This is a genomic window from Lysinibacillus sp. NPDC058147 (genome assembly GCF_042884205.1).
Lineage (GTDB): Bacteria > Bacillota > Bacilli > Bacillales_A > Planococcaceae > Lysinibacillus.
The window spans coordinates 617,956-642,656 of sequence record NZ_JBHVUJ010000003.1; the positions used below are offsets into that span (position 1 = coordinate 617,956).

Below are 24,701 nucleotides of genomic sequence, written 5' to 3' on the forward strand. Positions count from 1 at the left end.
TGCCTCATTTCATTGTAATTTCAATCGCATGTGCCGTACATGGAATTGTCTCGCCCTGTTGAAATGATAGCGGAGACAATAACGCTCCTGTCGCCACAAGAAGTACTCGTTTATAGGTACCTGCTCGCATCTGTTGAATCACGTAACTAAAAAAAACAGCTGCCGAACAACCTGCACCACTTGCACCGGATTGAAACGTTTCATCCTGTCCATAAAACTCAGCACCTGCATCACGTAAAGGTGTTAACTCTTCGCTCTTTATGCCACTCTCAACAAACATTCCTTTTAGAAGTTTTATGCCAAGTTGACCTAAATCACCTGTTAAAATTAAATCATAATGGTAAATTTTTTGATTTCGCTGCTCTAAATGTGATTGAATGGTTTGAAAAGCGGCAGGTGCCATCGCTGCACCCATGTGGAAAGGGTCATCCATACCATAATCAACCGATTTGCCAATAGTCGCTGCTTCAATAGAAGGGTATTCCTCATGATGTTTACCAACAAGAGCATAACCAGCAGCCGTTACCGTCCATTGAGCAGTTTGGGGCTTTTGTGAGCCATAATTGATTGGATAGCGGAATTGTCGTTCAACCGCATTGTGTTGACTAGATGCACCAGCTAACGATAAATTGGAGGCACCTACTTCTGTTAATAGGCTCGCAATAATTACGGAAGATATAGAGGTAGCACACGCTGAGAATAATCCTATAAAAGGAATGTCTAGGTCTCTGGCCGCAAAATTGGTTGGTGTCATTTGGTTAACCAAATCGCCGCCCATAAAGTAATCTATGTCCTTATTTTTCACGCCCGCTTTTTTCATGGCAAATTCACAAGCCTCTTCAACCATTTTTCGATGACCTTGTTCATTTGTTTTCATTTGCCAACGTTCATCGTCATAGGTCGCATCGAAATGTTGACTAAATATACTACGTTTCTCTAGTGGTCCTGCTACCACACCACCTGCTATTAAGGACGGCTTCGATTGAAAAACAATTACCATGAAACCACTCCTATCGTCACAAGAATGAATTTAATAAGTGCAATAAAAAAGGCGGAGACAACACCAAATAATACAACTGAACCAGCTAATTTAAATAAATTTCCTCCAACACCGAGTACTAATCCTTCAGATCTATGCTCAATGGCAGCAGAAATTACAGCATTACCAAACCCTGTAACTGGGACAGCTGATCCAGCTCCAGCAAATTGACCAATTTTCTTATATAAGCCAATCCCAGTTAAAATCATGGCGAAAAATATCATTGTTGCTACTGTTGGATTTCCGACTGTCGCTTCGGTAAAATCAAAGAAAGTCATATAAAAAAGTGATACGGCTTGCCCAATTGTACAAATAAGTCCACCTACTAGAAACGCCTTAGCAACATTCTTAAAATAGGGCGGTTTAGGCGTGACATTTTGTTCTAATTGCTGGTATTGATCTTTTTCCATTATGTTTCCTCCTTTGCAAGCTTTTTCAATTTCTTAATTTTATCTTTCAGTTTATTATCTTCAACTTGTTCCTTTTTTATTTTATTGGCTTCATAAAATATTTTATAATCAGCTGAGACAAAAACATCTTTGTTTGGATATTTTTCATCAAATTTCTTTTGCAACTTTTTCTCTAATTTAGCCTTTTTCCATTTATCCCACTGTTTAATTTGCACCGCTACAAGCATACTATTGTCATATTGGATAACCGTTGTTTTGTCTACATAGTCATGTTCTTTTAAAATGGATTCAACTTCCTTTTCATTTTCTGGTGAACCGTAGACAATAACTTTTTCTTTTTCACCACAACCACTTAAAAGTGACAAACTGACTAATAGAGGTAACATCATTCCTAAAAGCTTCAAGTTTTACCCTCCTTTTCTTTAAAGTTTCTCCAACCATAAAAAAACTATTCATTTAACTATATATACGAAAGCCCGAGTCCATTTTTCATAAGCACATATTGTAGAAGTAGTAACAAGGAAAGGAGGTGACAATATGGGTTGTGGCAAGCCAACAAATCCTATTGGACCAATCCATTCAGCAGGCTGCGTTTGTGACGTAGTACGCGCTATCTTAGACATTCAGAATCAAGCGGTGAGAGATGAATGTCAACCATGTACAGCTAACTGTTTCTTAGAACCACTTGGAGGCATTGTAAGTCCTGCACGCTCTCATGCAGATACACGTGTATTCATGTTAATTACAAAAGACGGTACTCCTTTTAAAGCATTTTTCAGTTCACCAACAGCAGATCCATGTATCTGTACATCAGTATTTTTCCGTGTAGAAGATATGTTCGATGAATGCTGCGCTACTTTGCGTGTTTTAGAGCCTTTATGTTCATTTGACTCCAGCGAAAGTACAGTAGATTTATTAAGTCGAGATGGCTGCTGTGTCAACATGAAAAAAATATGTAAAGTAGATGATTGGAATTCAACTGAGAGCTGTATTACTGTAGATTTATCATGCTTCTGCGCTGTACAATGTATTGCTGATGTTGACTTAGGAATTTGTGAATAATCTTTTCTCCTTTGACACACTACACATAAAAAAAGTGTACAGCATCCTCTGCTGTACACTTTTTTCATAAGGTTGGTAATTGTTTACCTCGCCATAATACTTGATCTATGTCCTCAAAATAGATAATCTCTTGCGTCTTTAATTCGAAAGAAGTAAGCATTAACGAATCGGTCTGTACATCAGATGCACTACCACGTAATTCTCTACCATCCTTTAAACATATAAGTAATGGTTGATAGGCTTTTTGCCGAAAAGGCTTCTCTAAAAATTGAAGCTGCTTTAGTAAATACGGATCTATTTGTACTTTTTCAACCACTTCTTCTTTTTCTTCAATAGTTTGTTCATTGAAATAGCCGTCCTTTATATACACTGACGTACTTTCTTCCAATTCAAGTTCATGTAGCATCTTAGAAATATTTAGAAAATATGATGGTGACTTTATAAACAAGCGTGGCTCTTGACCCACATTACTCACTTCCCTTTTTTCATACAATATGCAAGAGGAAGAAATTTGGTTCTCAGCCTATTTGACTTAAGAACACTGTCGCTAAACCTAAGTAAATTAAAATACTTGTAATATCATTTAACGTTGTAATAAATGGACCTGATGCGACAGCCGGATCAATCTTCATGCGATGCATTAGTAGTGGAATAAAAGAACCTGCAAGTGTTGCTACTAAAATAGAACCACAAAGCGCTGCTCCCACCAGCATCCCAAGAATCAACTCTTGTTTCCAAACATAGATGATGCCGATCACTATCAATCCACAAACAATTCCAGACATTAAGCCTGTACCAGCTTCACGTAGTAGTAATTTTAGCTTGCTATGTTCTTCGACGTCTCCTGTTGCAATTCCTCGAATAGCTACCGCTAGTGCTTGTGTTCCACTATTTCCTGAAGTACCTGAAATGAGAGGAATAAACACTGCGAGTAACGCAACCTGCTCTAACGTTGCCTCAAACTGTCCCATCAAATTTGCTGTCAACATCCCTAAAAATAATAATATGACAAGCCATGGCAAACGCTTTTTAGCCGCTTGGAATGAAGTTGTATCAAATTTATCCATATCGGAAATACCCGCTAATTTAGAGTAATCCTCCGAGGCTTCTTCATCAATAACGTCGATAATATCGTCGACTGTAATAATCCCTAGTAATTCTCCCTTATCGTCAATAACCGGTGTCGCTAAGAAGTTATAGTCCTTCATAATTTGAGCAACCTCTTCTTGGTCATCCCCTACGTGCACCATGACAACACGTTCATTCATAATTGAACGGATAAGGGTATCTTCATCAGCTATAATTAAATCACGAAGCGTAATAACGCCTGTTAATCGATGTGCTTCATCAACGACAAATATATAATAAATGGTTTCAGCTTCTGGCGCTTCTTTCCGTAAAATTGCCATTGCTGAACGCACAGTAGAATTTTCTGGTATCGCTACATATTCAGGTGTCATGATAGAACCAGCTGTACCTTCGTCATATCTTAATAACTCGTTAATCTCTTCAGCTGCTTCCTCATCCATCATGCCTAAATAGCTTTCACGTTGTTTTGTATCCAACTCATTTAAAACGTCTGCTGCATCATCCGCATACATATGAGAAAGCATTTCTGCACCATATGACGGATCCATCTCAGCTAGATACGCTGTGTATTCATCATCATCTATTTCGATTGCCTCAAAAATATCAGCCATTTCCGTCGGAGACAAGAACGAATAGATGATCTTCCTTATATCAGGCTCCACCTTCTCATAAAACGTTGCCTGATCATATGGATGAAGCTCTAAAAACTCATCGCGGAATGCGTTTATATCATGTGATTCGAGCATTTCTCGCAAACGTGCTTCGTCGAATTGTACTTCATTCTTTTCATTTCTTTCCTCTATCATGCTTGTCCCCTCCTTCCGAGCAATCAGTTATGCCTCGGCATAATTGCGTCCAGAATCGGCTTTGTGCTTGCACAAAGAACTCATTTCCGATTCCGTGACATCCGCCGGAGGCTTTAGGCCAACGTGATGTTGGTCACTCAGTCTTTGCCACAGGACGTGGCGTTCTTAGACTGAGTTCCTATATTTCAGCGGATGTTTGACCAACCGCCGAAAAGTAAATTCATTTGTACCTGTCGCTTTGCTTTCTGTACAGAAAACATTTGCTGAAATAAGTTAAATCATTGATACGGGCAATGCCGTAAATCTACCTTATATATAATAGAGTGTATTGTGCCTTTTCTGCAAACCCTTTTTTTACTACTTAGCAATCTACGGCATCGCTGCAATCTAATTGGATAAATCTGTGGGTAAACGTCTCTATTTCTTACCTATTACCATAACATGGGGTTGATTTCTGTTCCGACTGGGCGCTTTGTAGCTGTCGCTTTGCTTTCGCTACAGAAAACATTTGCCGCTGACGCTTCGCTTTCGCGCAGAGCAGAGCTTCCTGGGGGCGTCCGATGAACCGCTTGGGCCAACAGATGTTTTTTGCGCGAAAGCGTAGTGCAACGTAGCGACAGCAACAGCACGATGTTGGTCACGAAGGCGTTATCACAGGACGTGATGGTTTTAGCCTTCGTTCCTCTATTGCTAATCCCCAAGGAGTCGCCCAGTCTCCACTCCAATCAACTAATATACATAACATATATTAAAAAAATGTCATTCTCAACTTATGGTACTGAGCCTAAAAACTCTCTACTCTACTATACCCTACAATCACTTTTTGTTCTGTTAACGTGCTGTTAAGAAAGACTTATTACTTTTATAAAAAATAAAATGATAAAGAGATGCCCGTTTGTGCGAACATCTCCTTAACTTTATAACATGATTCAGTAATAGTTTTCACTTTTAGTGAACTAATGACTGTTTAGATGGTCTCGAACTTCAAACTAAGGAGCCATTCAATAATCGTTGCATATCTTCATTTAAGTTACTTGTGAATTGTAAACGCTCACCCGTCAAAGGATGAAGCATCTTTAATGACACACAGTGTAAGGCTTGTCTATTGATAAGCTCGCGACTTCCACCATAAAGTTCATCTCCAACAAGTGGATGTCCCACGTAGGCCATATGCACACGGATTTGATGTGTACGCCCTGTGTGCAACTTTAGTTGTATATGTGTCATCGGTTCATCATGTAAATAAAAGTGCCTTAAAATTGTCACATCTGTATGCGCAAATTGACCATCCTCACGCACTTCTCGCTCAATGATACTCGTCTCCTTGCGTCCAATAGGAGCAATGATTGATTGTAATTCTTGTGCAACATGTCCATGTACAATTGCTTCATATTGTCGAGAAATCTCTCCACTGCGCTGTGCAAGTCCCGTTAAATGATGAATATGAGCATGTTTGGCAATGCATAGCAAGCCAGAAGTATCACGGTCAAGTCTCGTTACGATATGAGCAGTTGATGCTAGACCTTGCTGCTGAAAATGACCACACACTAGATTAGCTACGCTATGTGTTGGATGCTCACGCGAAGGAATCGTACTCTGATGTGCAGGCTTATTAAGCACTAAAATAGCTTCATCTTCATAAATAATAGAAAGTTCACCATGTTCAACTGCGAGTCCTTCACTTTTTTCTTCAGGAGGGAATTTAACCTCAACTCGATCCCCAACGTGAAGAGGATGTCGAACATTGCGTTCTACACCATTCACTGTCAGTAATCCTCCATCAAATTTAATAGCTGTTAAAGCTCGCTTGGAAATGCGCCATTCAGATAAGGCCTCCCTTAGTAGTTGGCCATCCTTTTCCGCTATAAAATGCAGTGTAAACCTTGTATCCATTTTACTCATTTGCCACGAATGATTCATGTACTCGTTCCCAGAATGGGAATGGACGGAAACGGGCAAAACGCACTCTTTCAGTTGCTACATTAAAAGCAATTGACTTCACATCGCCTTGCGTAACTTGTAAATGATCAACAGTCATATTAAAGTTTTGTTCATTTACTGGACGTAAAACACAGTGATGGTGTGCTGGTAAAATGAGTGGTGAACCAACTGTACGGAAGACACGGTTATTGATAGATGCTATCTCAGTGATTTGGAGTGCTGCTAAAGTCGGGTGAATAATTGCTCCACCGAGGGCTTTATTATAAGCTGTACTACCAGAAGGAGTTGACACACAAAGACCGTCTCCACGGAAACGTTCAAACTGATTACCATTTAACTCTACATCCATAACAAGCGTGACATCTGGTGATTTCACAGTTGCTTCATTTAACGCTAAATACGTATTGGATTCCGCATTATGATGCTCCACCTTTACTGATAGTAGTGGATATTCCACAACGTTAAAGTCCTTTTTAGCAATGGACAATACAAGCTTTTCTAATTCAGATGGTTTCCAATCCGCATAAAATCCTAAATGTCCCGTATGGATACCTACGAAGGCAACCTGATCTAGCAAATGAGAATATCGGTGAAAGGCATGTAGTAATGTGCCATCTCCTCCAATAGAGATTACGATTTCAGGAGCCTCTTCATCATAAGTTAATCCAAAATCTTGCAAATACGTTCTAGCTAGCTCCATTAATTCGTTCGACTGTGCATCTCTACGTGATTGAATAGAAAATTTCATTGTGTGTCACGCTCCTTCTCCGATAATAAATTAGGATTCGATGCCTCTTTATATTCACTGAAGTAGGCCTGTGCCTCTTGAATCTCACTACGAATGGACGACATTTCCTCATCCAATCGGAAGGCAGCCTCCGCTGCACTTTGAAGTCGATTTTTTATTTCTTCGGGGAACATGCCTTTATATTTATAATTTAAAGAATGCTCAATTGATGCCCAGAAATTCATAGCTAGTGTTCTTATTTGTATTTCCGCTAACACCACTTTTTTCCCCTGTATCGTCTCTACAGGATATTCAACAATCATATGATATGAGCGGTATCCACTTGGCTTATTATGTGTAATATAATCACGCTCTTCTACTACACGCATATCTTTACGTTGACGTATTAGCTCCGTAACTGTAGAAATATCATCTACAAATTGACACATAATACGTAAGCCTGCAATATCCCCTAGCTCATCGCCTAGTCGTTTAGAAGGCTCAAAGGCAAGCCCTTTTTCTAATGATTTATCGTATATGCTTGCTAAAGGCTTTACACGTCCCGTCACAAATTCAATTGGCGAATTTGCATTAACAATACCAAACTGTGAACGCATACCTTTTAATTTTACTTTTAACTCATCTACTGCTTGTTTATAAGGACTTAAAAATATTTCCCATTGTCCCATCGCAAAAACCTCCCGACATTCGGTATCGAACAAAACCAACACCGTCTGTTCGTTTTGTCTTTTTATTCAGCAAGAATTGCCTTGAAGTGTTGTTCCACCATTTGGACAAATTCCGCCCCATAATTGTAATTTCCTTCAATATTATACACGAGCATTTCCAGTTCATCGTAAAAATTTGTAAGTTCAATAACTTCTTCACCTAGTTGTAGCTTGGGATTTTGCTTTTTTTGTAAAATATGTACAAGTTGCTCCCAACTACTCGGTGGAAAACGCAAGTAATGATAATTCTCTCCTGCATCAAGTAAATAAATAAACGCAAAGTCATCAGAATCTGCAATTAATTGTGCAGCAGGTTTTAACTGTAAATTTACTTCAATGTCGTTTAAACTAAAATGAAGTTGCTCGTTTTTAAAATTCAATGTTTCTATTGTATAAATTTTACGCACATGCGGTTCCCCTTTTCGTCTTACTCTTCCTCTTATTTTAGCATAGAGGGTAATTAGTTGCAGTGTGTAAATACTAAATCAATGAAATAACGAACTAAACTTTTTATCATAGCGTGTAGTTGATTTCCGTTCCGACTGGGCGCTTTCCTGAGGGTCCCAGTCGGAACAGAGATTAACTATACATGTTAATCTTTTTTCTAATCAACACACTTTTAAAAAAAATTAAAACAAACAGGTGAGCATATGGCACAACAACTTGAAATAGAATTTAAAAATCTTTTAACAAAACAACAATACGAACATTTATTGCAAGAATTCAATATTCCCGAAAATGCTATTCATCGTCAAACAAATCATTATTTCGACACACCTTCTCAAGCTATTCAAAAACGACAAAGTGGGCTTCGCATTAGACAAATCGACAAATATTTTGAATGTACTTTAAAAGAAAAAAATGCAGAGCATGCACATTTAGAAACAACTGACGAATTAACTGCTGAGCAAGCTAAGAAAATGCTTGTTGGAGAAGGATTCTATGCCCAAGAAGTAGCAAAAAGACTAGCTCTCTTCAACATCCCTTTAAAAGAATTAGCAGTATTTGGTTCACTAACAACTGATCGTGTCGAAATTCCTTATAAGGATGGTTTACTAGTATTTGATCATTCTTTCTATTTGCAGTGCGACGATTATGAGGTAGAATATGAATCAAAAGATGAAATAAAAGGAAATACAATCTTCGACGATTTTCTACAGCAATATGGTATTGAAAAACGGGCAACAGATAAAAAAATCGCACGTTTTATGAAAGCATTACAAATGAATAAATAACAATAGCTTAACTAGTACACAAGAAAGGGTGACAACTCCTTGGATATCCAATCACTCAGAACTTTACTTGACATTCAAGCATTACAAACACTAGGATCTTCAGAAAATTCATCGTCAAACAATCTTACAGACAGCAATTCTATGTTTTCAGACATGATTAGCGAATTGCTTGGCGACTCAACTACTACTAATAGTGCAAAATTATCTAGTTTGCTCGGGGGTGTATCAAGCGCTTCGTCATTGATGAATCAGTTTAGTAGTTTAAATGGGTTATCTGAAAACATGCAAAATAGTGCATATCAATCATTACTTTATAATGGTTCTAATGCCGTTTACATACCTACTGCTGTACAGGCAGCATTAGCAAACACACAATCTAGTACAAAACTCGACTCCTATGTTTCGGATGATGTAATTGGTTCAACAGCGTATGCCAATTCATTAGCAGGTGCGAACCAATACGCATCCATTATTCAAAAGGCAGCATCTACATATAATGTACCTGAGAAACTCATCGCTTCAGTGATTAAGCAAGAGTCTAATTTTAATTCAAATGTGGTTAGTCATGCTGGAGCACAAGGATTAATGCAATTAATGCCAAAAACAGCACAATATTTAGGGGTTACAAACGCCTTTGATCCTGAGCAAAATATTATGGCAGGGGCAAAGTATTTGCGCCAATTGCTAGATAAATTTGATAATGATCCTACACTAGCGTTAGCTGCTTATAATGCAGGATCTTCACGCGTTACAAAGTATGGTGGCATTCCTCCTTTTAAAGAAACACAGGATTATGTCAAAAAAGTGATGAATTACTACACAGTTTAATCGCACATTAATTGTTAATACTGTCTTTTTCGGCAAATTTCACCCCCGTGGTGAAATTTGTGCTTTTCTAGGGAAAAACATTTCAGAAGAGCGCTTTGTTTGTGTTAACGAAAAGACGTTGATAGAATAAAGGTAGTCACAAGAAATTCACATTTGTAAAGATGACCAAGTATAAAAATATACTTTACGATATAAAGAATTAAAGGGGCATTTAACTTATGAGTCGAAAATACACTGTTCCTTATGAGGAGCTGGGAGCTGAAAAGCTTTCAGAGCTAATCCATGCGTTCTATAAAAGAGTTGCTAAGCATCCTGATCTTATTCCAATCTTTCCGAAAGATTTGACAGAGACAGCCCGCAAGCAAATTCAATTTCAAACACAGTATTTAGGTGGACCAAATCTTTTTACTGAGGAGCATGGACATCCAATGATGCGTGCACGCCATATGAATTTTCCTATTACACCTGATCGTGCTCAAGCTTGGCTTGAATGTATGTCCGAAGCAATGGATGAAGTTGGGTTAGAAGGGAAGTTCCGCGAAACTTATTATCAACGTTTAGTATTAACAGCTCATCACATGATTAATACACCAAATGACGATGAGGGGGAATTGTTACGTGAATAATATTCAATTGTTGCAAGAGCCAACTCCTGAGTTTTCTACTGTTAATAAGCCTATTGAATTGTATATTTTCGTAGATCCACTTTGTCCTGAAGCTTTTAATATGCAAGCCATTCTTCGTAGATTACAGCTAGAGTACAACCATTATTTCACATGGCGCCTTGTACTAAGCACAGAGCTTGCCACACTAAATTGTTTAAGTAAGCGTGTAAAGGGTTGTGTATCAGGTATTGAGCTCGACATTAATCACCCTGTTTTACCATCTATCGCTATTAAAGCTGCAGAGTTACAGGGCAAACGTGCAGGAGCACGCTATTTGTCGAAACTACAAGAATATGTATTACTAAACAAACAAGATGTCAATTCTTATGCAACGCTGTTAAAAATTGCTGAAGATGTTCAATTAGACATGAATGAATTTTCCGCAGACTTTGGTTCAAAGGAAGCAGCACGCGCCTTCCAAAGCGATTTATATATTAAACGTGAAATGGAAGTTGATGAAGTACCTAGTATTGTATTTTTCAATGAATGTATTGAAGATGAGGGTCTTAAAGTTAGTGGTAGCTATTCCTATGAAGTTTATGAACATATTTTACAAGAAATGATGGATGAGCAGCTTGTGCGCCAACCATTACCAACAATAGAAGCGTTATTTACAAAATTCCATACACTTTCAACAAATGAAGTAGCTTTTATCTACTCATTAACAGAACAAACAGCTGAACGCGAATTAAAGAAGCGTATGCTACAACAAAAGATTGAACGAATTCAGACAAATCACGCTACATTGTGGCGTATTAAATAATGCAATTATACTATAATTCTATAAAATAGGGACTTGTCCAAAATGCCCCTAAAAATAAAGCAAGTGAAGAAAATGAACTGCCCCGTAAAAGTTAGACATCAATTTAACTTTTACGGGGCAGTTCAAAACTTCACTTGCTTTTGTTATGTTCTCTCGGGTTATACAAACTTACTGTAAATAAATGTACAACCTCATCTATCATCTCATCGATATCCGGATTAATATGCTCATTTATATATGGTAATGTCAATTGGAAAACTAAAATTGACGACAACAATGAATAGAAAAAATTCGCTGTATATTTAAAGTTCCCTTTTGGAATTTTCCCTTGCTCATGTAATTTAATTAAATAATTCTCTAAATGATGAAATAGCTTATTTGGGTATTCAAAAAACATTTTTTCAAATTCTTTATCTTGTTGAATCTCACGCATAAGGACCCAAATAGTTTCCTTGACAGGAATGTTTTCTTCAAAATAAGCTTGCGCCAAGATTTTAAGATCATGCTCTATATCACCTGTAAACGCCTCTTCTATTTTAGGAAAATAATCTCTGTCTGTTTTATGTGAAATAACACTCTCACGAAACAAATTCTCCTTATTTCCAAAGTGTCTAAAAAGTGTAATGTGATTCACACCGGCACGTTCAGCAATTTCACGTGTCGAAGTTCCAGCAAATCCTTTTTCACCAAAAAGTGTCAAAGCAGCATTAAGAATTTTTTCTCTTGTTTTCAACTTTGCCATTATGCCCTCTTTCCTCCTCCGAACATAATTTGCTCAATATTATATCGGAATTAGAAATTGATAGCAATCAGTTGCATTCAAATTAATTATACCTCAGCATAATTGCGTCCTGACACGATGTTGATCATTCAGTCGTGTGTTGTTGTTATAGTTGTTGCTGTCGCTTTCGCACAGATAAATCGCCATAGGATATGGTGTTCTTAGACTGACTCTCTCTATTTAAGCAGATGTTTGGACACACACGTTAACGTTTCATAGCAACCTCAAAGTTTCGTTCTCTTATATATTGCTTCATTCTTTTTGCACTTATGCCATTCAAATATGCGAAGACAGCACCAATTAACATAATAATTGCTCCGAATCTAAAAACTGCTTTAAATGCTAAGGAAATATGATCCTTCATTATTTTTTCTAAAGCTGGATAAAGTTTTATTATTTCCTCTCTTTCAATGACAAATCTCTTCTTAATTTCAACATGTGCGTAATTTGGTGAAGATTTTAATAGTTTTTGCTCTTCGTCAGTTAACTTATGTAAAACATCCTGTAGTGACGATTTATTTTCTGTTAGCTCATTTTTATTATTTTCGAACTGAAGCTTTAATTTTTCCTTAGTAATATTACTAAGTTTACTTATTTCCACCTTTTCAATCATTTCATTTTTTGCTATTTTCATTTCGTTTTGCATCATATGCTGTAGCATCACTACTAAAATTGCCACACCAACCGCAGCACCAATTACACGACTTACTTGGAATAGCCCTGACGCAATCCCTGCCTTTTCTTCGGGAACTTGCAAAATGAGTGCTATTGATAGTGGGCTAAAGATTAAACCCGATCCTAAACCAACAATCATTAAAACTCCTACAATAGCCCAAACCGATTGATCTGGTGAAATAAAACCTAACAAGTAGGTTCCTATACTAAATAGTACATAACCAATGACACCAAACCATAATGTCCCCCTTTTATTTGCTTTAGCTGCAAGTGGAGTAATGAGCATTGTCGCTATAGAAGATGAGCTAAGAATTAGGCCCGCCTGTATCTGAGAAATTCCGTTTACTGTTGTTAAATAAAATGCCATTAAAAAATAGACACACATCATACCGATTCCTAAACATAACAGTGCGATATTCCCGCATGCAAATTGATAGTTTTTAAACAACTGAACTGGAAGCATTGGATCTTTATTTTTTGATTCAATCATTACAAATAATAGTAAGCCTATTACACTGCCAATTAAACAACTAAGAACAAGTGGTGATGACCACCCAACTTCTTTCACTTGTAAAAGCCCGTATATGAGCGCAAACAATGACATACTAATTGTAATCATACCGATCCAGTCGATCTTCTTAGAAGCAGTAGGATCATACGATTCATGTACAAAAGTATGAATTAAACTTACTGCTAAAATCCCGATTGGTACATTAATATAAAATATCCACTGCCATGAAAAATGCTCTGAGATGACTCCTCCAATTGTTGGTCCTAATGCTGTCGATATCCCCGCCATTATTCCAAATAGTGCCGTTACAATGCCAACCTTTTCAGGCGGAGTATGAACAAGGACTAAAGGAACACATACTGGAACAATCATTGCTGCCGCTAAACCTTGAATCGCACGAAATAAGATTAATAACTCAATAGATTGCGATAATCCACAAAGAACCGACGCAATTACAAACAAAATAAGCCCTATTTGAAATATTTTCTTCCTTCCAAATTGATCTGCAAATCTCACTGCCGTTAACAAAACAACGCCAAATGCAATGTTGTAGCTATCAACAACCCAAGAAATTTGATCAATTGTAGATTCATAGTATGCTGTAATTTTTGGCAAAGATACATTCACAATCGTAGTGTCCAATAAAGCCATAAAAAAACCAAGAGCCGCCGCAATGACTGGCATCATATAACTTTGTTTACCTTTCATTTTCTAGCCTCTTTTCATTAATTTCGCCTTGGCGTAATTGCGTCCGGATTTTGAATTGTGCCTAGGCCCTGCACGATACAGGTCAGTTAGCCGTTTTCGCAGGATGCGAAGTTTTTTGGCTAACATCCTTATATTCATTCCTTTCAAAATCCATGACATCCGCCTGAGCTTTATCTTCATTCAATGGGTGTCTAAACATCCATTGAATGAAGATAAAATGTAATCGTTTGATTGCATTATAAAGAAAAAATAAAATGAATGCAACCAGTTGCATTCATTTTATTTTTAGATTAGACACTATATATTTATCGGAATGTTCTAGTGATTTATCGGAACATTTTTGAGGTTTATCAGAAATACTTCGCTGTTTGATCGGGATTTATAAAAAAATAAAAGAAGCGCCACTATCCTCGACAGATAGTGACGCCTCTCTTTCACAAAGGGGATGGGAGAAATGTTCACGTTCAAACAAAGGGGTGTATGTTTGTTTTGTGATTTATTTCACATGACTCACTTTATCATGGAATAGTAAATATAGCAATGAATACAATGGTAGATTCACAAATTTGTCAAATAGAAAGCGATTACAAACAGTATTTTTTCAAGATACGCACTTTTAAACATTTAGAAATCAAAAAAAATCATTATTCTTTAAATTTTTAACGTTCAATTAATCATAGAAAAAAGGCTGTAGTAACATTCCTACAGCCTTCTAAATTAATTATTCAACAATAATTTTTCCAACTCGTTTAAACGTTCTTCAAATACTTTACATGCATCATCAATAGGCTTTGCAACGTTCATATCAACACCCGCTGACTTTAATACCTCAATTGGGAAATCTGAGCAACCTGCTTTTAAGAAGTTATTAATATAACGTTCTACAGCTGGTGTACCCTCTTCTAAAATCTGTTTACTTAATGCTGTTGCAGCTGATTTACCTGTAGCATATTGATACACATAGTAATTATAGTAGAAGTGTGGAATACGAGCCCACTCTAAGCCGATTTGCTCATCTACAACAATATCCTCGCCGAAGTATTGTTTATTTAAATTATAGTAAACCTCTGTTAAACGATCTGCCGTTAAAGATTCACCATTCTTATCCATTTGGTGGATTAGGTGCTCAAATTCAGCAAACATTGTTTGTCTAAAAACAGTACTTCTGAAGCCGTCTAGCCAATGATTTAATAAATAAATTTTCTGTTGTGGGTCTTCAATTGTTTTCAGTAAATAATCATTTAACAGTTCTTCATTACATGTCGAAGCTACTTCAGCCACAAAAATAGAGTAATCACCATAAACAAATGGCTGATTTTTACGTGAATAATAACTGTGTACACTATGACCAAATTCATGAGCTAGTGTAAACAGATTATTAACATTGTCTTGCCAGTTCATTAAAATGTATGGATTTGTTCCATAAGCGCCTGAAGAGTATGCTCCACTGCGTTTCCCTTTGTTTTCTAAGACATCCACCCAACGGTTATCAATACCACTTTGAACAATGCCTTGATATTCTTCACCTAGTGGCGCCAATGCCTTTACTAAAATATCCTTCGCTTCGTCGTAAGTGACTTTCATATCGACTTCCTGAACGAGTGGGGTAAATAAATCCCACATATGCAGTTCGTCTACGCCTAAAAGCTTCTTACGTAACGAAATATAGCGCTGCATAGTTGGTAAATGCTTATGGATTGTTTCTATTAATTGATCATAAACACTTTCTGGAATGAAGTTGTTAGACATTGCTGCGTGGCGTGCAGAATCATAATTACGAATACGTGCGCTAACATTATGCTTTTTAACATTGCCAGTTAATGTAGCGGAAAACGTATTTTTAAAGTTACCATAAGTTTCGTACATTACTTTAAACGCATTTTCACGAACAGTTCGATCTTTACTTTCTAAAAACTTACTATAGTTACCGTGAGTTAGCTGCACTTCTTCTCCGTCTTCATTTTTCACTTTAGGGAAGACCATATCAGCGTTGTTTAACATACTAAATGTATTTGAAGCCGTACCTGTAACCTCAGACATTTGTGCAAGTAATGCTTCCTGTTCCGCTGGCAATACGTGCGGACGTGCCATCGTTATTTCTTTTAAAGATTGCTTATACAGTTGTAAGTCTTTGTTTTCTGCTAAGTAACGTTCTATTGTTTCTTCACTCAATGATAAAATCTCTGGTGTTAAAAACGATAGGGCAGCTGAGATACTAGTCGCTAATGTTTGAATACGACTATTCATATCCTGGTAAAAGCTATTTGTCGTATCTTGGTCATAACGCATATGAGCATACGTGTAAAGCTTCATTGTACGTTCATAAATATCACCGTGATAAGTTAGAACTGCAAATAACGCATCTGCACCATTTGTTAAAGTACCTGCATAGCTAGATGCCTTTTTTGCAATTTCTGCAACTTCTTTATACTCTTCTTCCCAAAGGGCGTCAGTTGCAAATATATCCTCCAAACGCCAAGTTAACTCTTCTGGAACTTCATTTCTTACTAAAACTTGATTACTAGCCATGTGCCAGCCCCCTTTATATGTGAGTTTTTCCTATACTCTCATATTTTCTCAGTATATTGCGTCAATTGCAAATAAATGTGCGTACACCTGCTCACAAATATCCAGAAAACAATCATTCTGATAACTTTTCGCCAACACCATCCCATAATTTTTAATAGCTTGTAACGCTTGATTTGTAACCTCTACATTTTGTTGGATTAAAAACAATCGAATATTTCTTTCGTCTAGTTCATGAGGTGATAATTGTAAACGACGGCAAAAATGAAATAAAATCGTTTGCCATTCTATAGAAAACATCGGTATCGCTTCAGCATCTTTTACCGGAACACCTACATATTCAGGCAAAGCAGTTAAAGCAAAGCGTAATTCATAACAACTTCGTAAAAATGTATCTTGTACCCCATTTTTACTATGTAATAATCGTTGGTATACGAATTGCTTACAATGCTTTTTATAAAGTTGCCAATAAAGATGAAATTCCTCTTTCGTAATTAACTTTGGCTCATAAAAAGGAAAATGTTGCTTATGAATAATTAATTCTTGTACTTTACCTATAAAAGTATGCCCGTGAACATGAAGAAGATTCGTCCAATAAATAAACCTTGATGTGTTTGCATCATAGGTCACTAAATAGGCCAAGCCTTGTGCTGAGGCAATTATTATCTTTTGCATAATTGGAGAAATAGAAATTTTTTGAATACCTTGTGTAGTTTGTCTTTGAGGTGTTTGAAAAAGCCACAATGGCTGTATAGAATTTTCCTCATATCCAGCTGTACGCATTAACCACTTTTCATGAGTAATTGTACTACATTGAAATTCAATGGCAATTTGCTTTCGCTCTTTTATCAGAAGCATATCTGGCCGCTGAGAAAGTTCCCGTAAATAAGGCTCCAGCTTTACTGTATGCCCGAGTTTTCCCAGCCATTCAAATAATTGGGCTTTCCCTTGTAAATGAAGTTTGGATTCACCCTCTGCAAATAACTGTACACAACTATTATTAGCAATATGAGCGAAATGGGGGATATTATAGTTACCTATTTTTAATTGGACAGGCTGTTGGCATTGAGGACAATAAAATTTCATCTGCTGTCTATATCGTTGTAAAGCTTCCCTTGAGTATTGGTATGGGAGAAAAATCTGTTGCTGCTCGTTGTAAGCCATAAGCATAAAATTATCTCCTTTTTGACTAATTGTAAAGGAGTGTTTTTATAGCAACAAATAAAGTACGGCTTTTTCTTGAAATTTAAAAATTGCTATCTTTTAATTACTTTCCTTCAATCTAGATCTTTTTAAATAAAAAGACTGTAAATAAACTTGTTGATCACCAAGTTTATCTACAGTCTTAGCCACTGAATCAAGTACTTAATACTTTAAATAAAATATTTTCGTACTGTTTCAAAGCAATTAAATTCCATAATTTTTTCGCCATATTCCTCTAAGCGATGGATTGTGAAATTAGATGGTATTAAAAATTCTTTGATAACGGCATTTCTATCGTGATGATTTAGTTCTTCATCTGCGTTCGCGAAGTCAACTACCAAATAGTACCAATTTTCATATTTAAATAATGAGGAATCCACTAATTCATCTGTCATGCGTTTCGCTACAGGGATTAACTCATCAATATCTTTGAATTTATAAACATAAATGTCTGTATCCATAAATAGCTCTGACTCATCTAAGTCACCAAATTGAGTTAGTTGACTGAGAAGATCTTCTCCAACGTCCTCGAATGGGGCAAACATTTCTTTGTGTTCATCAAATTGCGAAGAACCATCTAAGGTTTCACCGTCTTTTAAAATATGTGCACGTGTGACAATGATTTCTAAGCCTACTTCAGACGCATTGATATGAATCCATATCGGACCTTCTACATCAAAGTAATCCTCCGTGTTTACTTCATCAATCATATCCCAAAAAAGTTGTTCACCCTTCGCTCGATTGTACCAAATTTCTTCGCGACTATAGCCGCGATCCTCTATATCACTGTACGTAATAAAGAGCTTGAGTGTATTTTCGTTTACACGTTCGATGTCCACTAGACCTCATCTCCCTTCACTGCCATTTGTCGAAAAACAGTTTTGTTTCATTAGTATGCTTTTATTCATTGTTTTTAACCTCATACTCCATTTTTGTTTTTCAACCTTTGACCACACTACAGTAAAACCATCGAGCAACCGATCAAAAATTAATTGTCCACAGTTGTCTCTACTTATATTGTATGCTGTTCTGTCATAAAATGAAAAGGATATACACCGTTTCACAGAAGATATTTGAATTATTGAAATTGTAGTAAACTATTAAGCTTAAATCAAGTTTAACATACTTTACGGAAATATATGACTTTTCCCTATTATTTATTATTCTTTATATAGAAGGTTTTACTTAAGTAAAACACAAAAAAATAGATGTCACAATATGCTTATTGCATATGTAACATCTAATACTTATTCTATGCAGAATACGGAGATATTAGTTCACCATACGCTGTGCTTCTTGTAATTGATAAGCACGGACCTTACGAGGTAGGAAACGACGAATTTCATCCTCGTTGTAGCCAACCTGTAAACGTTTCTCATCTAAAATGATTGGACGACGTAATAAACCTGGATATTCTTGAATTAATTCATATAAACGTTGTAATGGTAAACTTTCAACATCAACATTCAGTTTCTGGAAAATCTTTGATCGAGTTGAAATAATTTCATCCGTACCATCCTCTGTCATACGCAAAATTTCTTTAATTTCACTAATGCTTAATGGTTCAGAAAATATATTACGTTCTGTATATGGGATTTCATGCTCCTCTAGCCATGCTTTAGCTTTTCGGCAAGACGTACAACTTGGTGATGTAAATAAAGTTACTATCATACTGACACATCCTTTCCTTTTAGTAATTATCTATAAACCAGTGTGTTAAATTAGAATTAATGTAATGTAAATCTAAATACTATTATACAGTACTCTGTGATATTTGAATATAGTTCCAATAAAAAAAAGAATAACCTTACGACATTAAATTTTCTGTCTATTTATACAACTTTCAAAGTATAGTTACTTCTCGGTATTTCTAATGCACTACTAATAATATTCCCATTCGTAGCGCGTTTTAAACACTCATTTCTTGATTGTTTTTGTTCTCATTTAAAAAAAATAAACGAGAATATTGTCAGTTCAGTGTGTACAATATAGACGTATATTTACTAATATTGGTTGCATTTTCAAATAAATAGGTCATCACCATAATGTGTATTGATTTCCGTTCCGACTAGGCACTTCCCTAGGATGCTGAACAGATAAAAAAACCAGCGAAAATAGCATATAATTTTTTTTTGAGAAAGAACACCGCCAAAAGTCTGACTTTGCACACTTGCATTTCACCGAGCCTTTATAATATAATTTTTTGCAATCAATCAATTATGTCTTTGATGAGTTCACCTCATCTTATACAGATGGAAGACGTTATTGAACTAAATAAAAAACGCTGACGAAGAGTAGTACATTTGCACTTTACACGTTTAGAGAGTCTGTGGTTGCTGCAAACAGATCGTGTAAGCATTTGGAATGGACTTCCGAGTTAGCTTTGTGAACGGCTTAGTTTCCTTACTGAAGTCTATTAGCGAAGCTCGTCCCTTCACGTTACGAAGTAAAGTGGCCTATTTAGGCAAGCTGGGTGGTACCGCGGATTCAAACATCATTCGTCCCTTCATTAGAGAACTAATGAGGACGCATGATGTTTTTTACTTTGGATAGGTCCTATGAGACTAGCCGAGGTAACAAAATTCGAGGAGGAAATAACAATGACAACTATTTTTTCAGGCGTACAGCCAACAGGTATTGTAACTTTAGGGAACTATTTAGGCGCATTTAAGCAATTCCCTGCATTACAAGATGAAGGAGATGCTATTTATTGCATCGTTGATCAACATGCAATTACAGTGGCACAAGACCCAAAAGAATTACGTCAAAATATCCGCAACCTAGCAGCTATGTATATTGCTACAGGCATCGACCCTAAAAAATCTACATTATTTATTCAATCAGAAGTGCCAGCTCATGCACAGGCAGGCTGGATGTTACAATGTGTTGCATCAATTGGTGAGCTTGAACGTATGACACAGTTCAAGGATAAATCTCACGGTAAGGAAAGCGTATCTGCCGCTCTTTTAACATATCCACCACTAATGGCAGCAGACATCCTTTTATATAACACAAACATTGTTCCTGTTGGCGATGATCAGAAGCAACATATTGAGCTTACTCGCGATCTTGCAGAGCGCTTTAACAAACGTTATGGTGACGTTTTAACGATTCCTGAAATTCAACTACCAAAAGCAGGGGCTCGTATCAAATCACTACAAGAACCTACAAAGAAAATGAGTAAATCTGATCCAAATACAAAAGCAACAATCAAACTTTTAGATGCCGCGAAGGATATTGAGAAAAAAATTAAGTCGGCTGTTACTGACTCTGATGGTATTGTAGCATTTGATGTTGAAAATAAACCTGGTGTTTCTAATTTACTAACAATCGAGTCTGCCATTTCAGGTGTCTCCATTGACGATCTTGTAAAAAAATATGAAGGCGGAGGCTATGGTGGTTTCAAACAAGGTGTTGCAGCAGCAGTTATTGATCACCTGACACCGATCCAAGAAAAGTTCTATAATTTGGTAGAATCTTCAGAGTTAGATATTATTTTAGATGAAGGTGCTGAAAAAGCAAATGCTATTGCAAGTGCTACATTAAAACGCATGGAAAAAGCAATGGGACTTGGTCGTGCACGTCGCTAAAAATAATAATTTGTCATGGAGATAATCGGAAGAGCTTGGCCAAAAAGAGAGTAATTTAAGAGTTACATCTTATCTTTTTCATTTAAAGTTTTATCATAACCAAGATCAAGTACAACAGCGCATAACACAACGGCTGATCCAATGGCTAGATAAAATGCTGATGTTTGTGCCATGAACTTAAAAACCACTAGCCAGGTATATCCAAGTGTACGATAATTTAAATACAAGATGAGATTCCCTACAGAGAGAATCAATAAGCCATAGCTCATTAAAAATAAAAATAGTCGGAACAAGATAAGAGCATCCTTTCTATTTCTTCTTAATTATCATCTATTCACAAAACTATAAAAAAAGACGTCAGCCACTTAAATAAAATGGGCTGACGTTTTTTTATTTTTTTCATATTAAATAAGGTAAAGCTCGCAAAACGAGGAGTTGATTTCCGTTTCGGCTGGGTGCTCTCTTGGGGGCATCCGATGAGCCGCTTCACTCGCTTTGCTCGCTCCAGGGTCTCGGGCCAACACGATGTTGGTCACGAAGGCGTTATCACAGGACGTGATGCTTTTAGCCTTCGTTCCTCTATCGCTGATCTCCAAGTAGTCACCCAGCCTCCACTCCAATCAACCAATTCACATAGCGTGTATTTTCTGGCATGTTACTCTAATTTATAGTGATAAAACAAAAAGTGGGGATGATGAAAATCCCCACTGATTATAGTTTTACTTTATTATTCCTCGATTTTTTTGAATAGAAGACTAGCGTTGTGTCCACCAAACCCAAGTGAATTACTCATAGCATATTTAATCTCTGCTTTTCGAGCTTCATTCGGTACATAATCTAAATCACATTCCGGATCTGGATCTGTTAAATTAATTGTCGGTGGTAAAATGCCTTCTTTCAGTGCTAGCGCTGTGAAAATAGCTTCAACACCGCCAGCTGCACCTAATAAGTGACCTGTCATTGATTTTGTAGAACTCATTGCAAGGTTATAGGCATGTTCCCCAAAGACAGTTTTTACAGCCTGTGTTTCAAATAAATCATTATATGGTGTACTTGTTCCATGTGCGTTAATATAATCTACTTGAGAAGCCTCAACGCCGCCATCATTTAAAGCTTGCTTCATTGCACGAGAAGCGCCTTCTCCTTCTGGAGCTGGAGCTGTAATATGGTGTGCATCCCCTGTTGCACCGTAGCCAAGAACTTCTGCATAGATTTTTGCACCGCGTGCTTTTGCGTGCTCATACTCTTCCAAAATAACAATACCCGCACCTTCACCGATAATGAAACCATCACGGTTTTTATCGAATGGACGGCAAGCTGTTTCTGGATCTGTATTTAAAGATAATGCAGTATTTGCGCAGAAGCCTGCTACTGCCATCGTAACGATTGGTGACTCTGCACCACCAGAAATCATAACGTCTGCATCGCCACGCTCAATTACTTTAAAAGCATCCCCAATGGAGTTTGTACCTGAAGCACATGCAGTTACTGAACAAGAGTTAATACCCTTTGCTCCAAAGTGAATCGACACTTGGCCTGAAGCCATATCTGGAATCATCATTGGAATAAAGAATGGACTTACACGTCTTGCTCCGCGCTCTTGGAATGTTAAAAATTGTTGTTCGTATGTTTCCATACCACCGATTCCAGAGCCAATCCAGACACCTGCTCGGGGTGCTAGTTCTTCATCGATTGTTAATTGTGCATCTTCCATCGCCATGATGGACGCTGCTAAAGCATACTGTGTAAAACGATCCATTTTACGAGCTTCTTTACGTTCAATATACTTTTCAATATTGAAGTCTTTCACTTCAGCGGCAATTTTTGCTGCGAAAAGATCTTTATTTAAACGTGTTAACTCGCCAACGCCAGATTTTCCTGCTTTAATGTTAGTCCATGTTTCTTCGATGCTATTTCCTAGTGGTGTAACTGCGCCAATTCCTGTAATTACTACTCGTCGTTTACTCATTGTCTTACTCCCCTCAAGCATTTTTCGTTTTTTATTTTCCCCATCTAATTGTAACGGCACCCCATGTTAAGCCACCGCCAAATCCAACAAGTACTAATAAATCATCATCTTTAATCTTACCTGCCTCAAGCTCATCTACCAAGGAAATACCAATAGACGCTGCCGACGTATTCCCATATTTGTGAATCGTTTTCGACATTTTTTCCGGTGGTAGTTCTAGACGCTCACGAGCAGATTCCATAATTCGAATATTCGCCTGATGCGGCACTAAAAAATCTACGTCTTCTTTTGTTAATCCTGCTTTTTCTAAAACGTTTAATGCAGATTCACCCATTTGACGAACTGCAAACTTAAATACTTCACGGCCATTCATAGCGATTGTGTCCTGCTGTGTTAAATACAAGTTCTTTCCACCTGTACCGTCAGCTCCAAGCTCAAATGATAAAATACCTCTACCTTCTGATACTGGACCAACAACTGCTGCACTTGCACCGTCACCGAATAACACAGCGGTATTACGATCTTCCCAATCAAGTACTTTCGACAGCTTTTCAACACCTACTACTAAGACATATTTATAAGCATTTGATTCTACAAATTGCTTTGCTGTCACTAAACTATATATAAATCCTGCACATGCAGCCGCTTGGTCCATCGCAGCTGCATTAACTGCTCCAATTTGCTCCTGAACCATACATGCTACACTTGGAAACGTTTGATCTTGTGTTACTGTTGCTACAAGTATTAAGCCTATTTCCTCTGGTGTAATACCTGCTTTTGCAATAGCCTCTTTTGCAGCAGCTACTGCCAAATCTGAAGTTTCTTGGTCATCTGCGGCAAAATGGCGTTCTTCAATCCCTGTGCGAGTTCGAATCCATTCATCCGAAGTGTCCATAATTTTTTCTAAATCAAAATTTGTTACGACCTTCTCCGGAACGTATTTGCCAATTCCTATAATACCAGCGTTCATTTAGCAACCCCTCTGCTTTCTTACTATCAATTATTAGTAACTGGTCTTAATTATAACTCATAATTAAGGAGAGGTGCAAGATGAATTATATTTAACGTTCCTCATCACCACAATGTGGGATTGATTTTCGTTCCTACTTGGTGCGCCTGGAACGGAAATCAACTTATATACATTGCAAACGATTTAACAAATGTCATCTCTAACTTTTAGAGCTGATGCAAGAAAAAGCATATTTTTTTGGATAAGTGAGACTGAAAAATTTAATGGCGGTTAATGAAAAAAAGCTGCAAATAAATCTGCAGCTTTAGCCTAACAATTGTTAACATATATATTATCAACAACGTAAAAGTCGATATCGTAAAAAGATGAAAGGTGGCTCTCGCATGAATCTGCGTACGTCCAATCTATTCTCTAATAGATCGTGAAGGATCATATTCTCTTCGGAACACTTAATGCTCTGAAGAAATCGCTTGAT

Annotated in this window: 24 protein-coding genes and 1 other annotated feature; of the genes, 6 read left to right on the forward strand and 18 right to left on the reverse strand. The window is 37.1% G+C overall.

Translation table 11 applies throughout. The annotated features are described in order from the left end of the window. Positions 1-4: 4 nt before the first annotated feature. Genes ACFVT8_RS12455 through ACFVT8_RS12465 form a run of 3 tightly spaced genes read right to left on the reverse strand, consistent with a single transcriptional unit; the run spans position 5 to position 1,853 of the window. Positions 5-1,000: a stage V sporulation protein AD gene (locus ACFVT8_RS12455; RefSeq protein WP_387079513.1), complete on the reverse strand. Its 996-nt coding sequence runs from the start codon at positions 998-1,000 to the stop codon at positions 5-7. Further along, positions 994-1,449 (reverse strand): stage V sporulation protein AC, encoded by a 456-nt coding sequence (gene spoVAC / locus ACFVT8_RS12460; RefSeq protein WP_387079512.1) that lies wholly within the window; start codon positions 1,447-1,449, stop codon positions 994-996. The genes ACFVT8_RS12455 and spoVAC overlap by 7 nt, the downstream gene beginning before the upstream one ends. Then, positions 1,449-1,853 carry a YhcN/YlaJ family sporulation lipoprotein gene (locus ACFVT8_RS12465; RefSeq protein ID WP_387079511.1) on the reverse strand — a complete coding sequence of 135 codons (405 nt, stop codon included), beginning with the start codon at positions 1,851-1,853 and terminating at the stop codon, positions 1,449-1,451. Before ACFVT8_RS12465 ends, spoVAC begins: the two co-directional genes overlap by 1 nt. Positions 1,854-1,986: 133 nt before the next feature. Here ACFVT8_RS12465 and ACFVT8_RS12470 point away from each other — a divergent pair, with 133 nt between their 5' ends. Further along, positions 1,987-2,511 (forward strand): CotY/CotZ family spore coat protein, encoded by a 525-nt coding sequence (locus ACFVT8_RS12470; RefSeq protein ID WP_132363913.1) that lies wholly within the window; start codon positions 1,987-1,989, stop codon positions 2,509-2,511. A 64-nt stretch (positions 2,512-2,575) separates the two neighbouring features. On the opposite strand, the gene ACFVT8_RS12475 is transcribed toward ACFVT8_RS12470, so the two are convergent. From ACFVT8_RS12475 to ACFVT8_RS12500, 6 genes are all read right to left on the reverse strand, one after another. Beyond that, positions 2,576-2,977, reverse strand: coding sequence for a hypothetical protein (locus ACFVT8_RS12475; protein ID WP_387079509.1), 402 nt, complete (start codon positions 2,975-2,977; stop codon positions 2,576-2,578). A 52-nt stretch (positions 2,978-3,029) separates the two neighbouring features. Continuing rightward, positions 3,030-4,406: a magnesium transporter gene (gene mgtE / locus ACFVT8_RS12480; protein WP_387079508.1), complete on the reverse strand. Its 1,377-nt coding sequence runs from the start codon at positions 4,404-4,406 to the stop codon at positions 3,030-3,032. Between the two features lie 984 nt (positions 4,407-5,390). Next, positions 5,391-6,299, reverse strand: a complete 909-nt coding sequence (locus tag ACFVT8_RS12485) for an RluA family pseudouridine synthase (RefSeq protein ID WP_387081461.1) — start codon at positions 6,297-6,299, stop codon at positions 5,391-5,393. A 1-nt stretch (position 6,300) separates the two neighbouring features. Beyond that, positions 6,301-7,095, reverse strand: a complete 795-nt coding sequence (locus tag ACFVT8_RS12490) for an NAD kinase (RefSeq protein ID WP_053483577.1) — start codon at positions 7,093-7,095, stop codon at positions 6,301-6,303. Further along, positions 7,092-7,763: a GTP diphosphokinase gene (gene yjbM, locus ACFVT8_RS12495; RefSeq protein ID WP_053483578.1), complete on the reverse strand. Its 672-nt coding sequence runs from the start codon at positions 7,761-7,763 to the stop codon at positions 7,092-7,094. Before yjbM ends, ACFVT8_RS12490 begins: the two co-directional genes overlap by 4 nt. A gap of 62 nt (positions 7,764-7,825) precedes the next feature. After that, a complete protein-coding gene (locus ACFVT8_RS12500; protein WP_387079506.1) occupies positions 7,826-8,209 on the reverse strand; it encodes a UPF0738 family protein in 384 nt (127 codons plus the stop codon). Positions 8,210-8,452: 243 nt separating this feature from the next. On the opposite strand from ACFVT8_RS12500, the gene ACFVT8_RS12505 reads away from it, so the two are divergent. The 4 genes from ACFVT8_RS12505 (at position 8,453) to ACFVT8_RS12520 (ending at position 11,293) form a co-directional block, all read left to right on the forward strand. Continuing rightward, positions 8,453-9,037 carry a CYTH domain-containing protein gene (locus tag ACFVT8_RS12505; RefSeq protein ID WP_387079505.1) on the forward strand — a complete coding sequence of 195 codons (585 nt, stop codon included), beginning with the start codon at positions 8,453-8,455 and terminating at the stop codon, positions 9,035-9,037. A 39-nt stretch (positions 9,038-9,076) separates the two neighbouring features. Then, positions 9,077-9,865 carry a lytic transglycosylase domain-containing protein gene (locus tag ACFVT8_RS12510; RefSeq protein WP_387079504.1) on the forward strand — a complete coding sequence of 263 codons (789 nt, stop codon included), beginning with the start codon at positions 9,077-9,079 and terminating at the stop codon, positions 9,863-9,865. A 218-nt stretch (positions 9,866-10,083) separates the two neighbouring features. Beyond that, positions 10,084-10,491, forward strand: coding sequence for a globin domain-containing protein (locus ACFVT8_RS12515; protein ID WP_387079502.1), 408 nt, complete (start codon positions 10,084-10,086; stop codon positions 10,489-10,491). Continuing rightward, positions 10,484-11,293 carry a DsbA family protein gene (locus tag ACFVT8_RS12520; protein WP_387079500.1) on the forward strand — a complete coding sequence of 270 codons (810 nt, stop codon included), beginning with the start codon at positions 10,484-10,486 and terminating at the stop codon, positions 11,291-11,293. The genes ACFVT8_RS12515 and ACFVT8_RS12520 overlap by 8 nt, the downstream gene beginning before the upstream one ends. 130 nt (positions 11,294-11,423) lie before the next feature. On the opposite strand, the gene ACFVT8_RS12525 is transcribed toward ACFVT8_RS12520, so the two are convergent. The 6 genes from ACFVT8_RS12525 to spxA form a co-directional block, all read right to left on the reverse strand. After that, the gene (locus ACFVT8_RS12525; protein ID WP_387079498.1) at positions 11,424-12,026 is read right to left on the reverse strand and encodes a TetR/AcrR family transcriptional regulator; all 603 of its coding nucleotides are present in this window, start codon (positions 12,024-12,026) and stop codon (positions 11,424-11,426) included. A gap of 253 nt (positions 12,027-12,279) precedes the next feature. Next, positions 12,280-13,968, reverse strand: coding sequence for an MFS transporter (locus ACFVT8_RS12530; protein WP_387079496.1), 1,689 nt, complete (start codon positions 13,966-13,968; stop codon positions 12,280-12,282). Positions 13,969-14,685: 717 nt separating this feature from the next. Continuing rightward, positions 14,686-16,497: an oligoendopeptidase F gene (gene pepF / locus ACFVT8_RS12535; RefSeq protein WP_387079494.1), complete on the reverse strand. Its 1,812-nt coding sequence runs from the start codon at positions 16,495-16,497 to the stop codon at positions 14,686-14,688. Between the two features lie 48 nt (positions 16,498-16,545). Beyond that, positions 16,546-17,664: a competence protein CoiA gene (locus ACFVT8_RS12540; RefSeq protein ID WP_387079493.1), complete on the reverse strand. Its 1,119-nt coding sequence runs from the start codon at positions 17,662-17,664 to the stop codon at positions 16,546-16,548. Between the two features lie 203 nt (positions 17,665-17,867). After that, complete coding sequence (gene mecA / locus ACFVT8_RS12545; RefSeq protein WP_387079492.1) at positions 17,868-18,536, reverse strand: adaptor protein MecA; 669 nt, start codon at positions 18,534-18,536, stop codon at positions 17,868-17,870. 433 nt (positions 18,537-18,969) lie between these two features. Next, positions 18,970-19,365 (reverse strand): transcriptional regulator SpxA, encoded by a 396-nt coding sequence (gene spxA, locus ACFVT8_RS12550; protein ID WP_024362527.1) that lies wholly within the window; start codon positions 19,363-19,365, stop codon positions 18,970-18,972. A gap of 607 nt (positions 19,366-19,972) precedes the next feature. Further along, positions 19,973-20,206 (forward strand) — a binding site (T-box leader). A gap of 91 nt (positions 20,207-20,297) precedes the next feature. On the opposite strand from spxA, the gene trpS reads away from it, so the two are divergent. Beyond that, the gene (gene trpS / locus ACFVT8_RS12555) at positions 20,298-21,287 is read left to right on the forward strand and encodes a tryptophan--tRNA ligase (protein WP_387079490.1); all 990 of its coding nucleotides are present in this window, start codon (positions 20,298-20,300) and stop codon (positions 21,285-21,287) included. A 62-nt stretch (positions 21,288-21,349) separates the two neighbouring features. Here trpS and ACFVT8_RS12560 read toward each other — a convergent pair whose 3' ends face one another. The 3 genes from ACFVT8_RS12560 to ACFVT8_RS12570 form a co-directional block, all read right to left on the reverse strand. Continuing rightward, entirely contained in the window at positions 21,350-21,580 is a 231-nt protein-coding gene (locus ACFVT8_RS12560) for a YuzI family membrane protein (protein ID WP_049668143.1), read from the reverse strand. A 434-nt stretch (positions 21,581-22,014) separates the two neighbouring features. After that, complete coding sequence (gene fabF, locus ACFVT8_RS12565; RefSeq protein ID WP_387079488.1) at positions 22,015-23,256, reverse strand: beta-ketoacyl-ACP synthase II; 1,242 nt, start codon at positions 23,254-23,256, stop codon at positions 22,015-22,017. A gap of 31 nt (positions 23,257-23,287) precedes the next feature. Continuing rightward, positions 23,288-24,226: a beta-ketoacyl-ACP synthase III gene (locus ACFVT8_RS12570; protein ID WP_387079487.1), complete on the reverse strand. Its 939-nt coding sequence runs from the start codon at positions 24,224-24,226 to the stop codon at positions 23,288-23,290. Between the last annotated feature and the right edge of the window lie 475 nt (positions 24,227-24,701).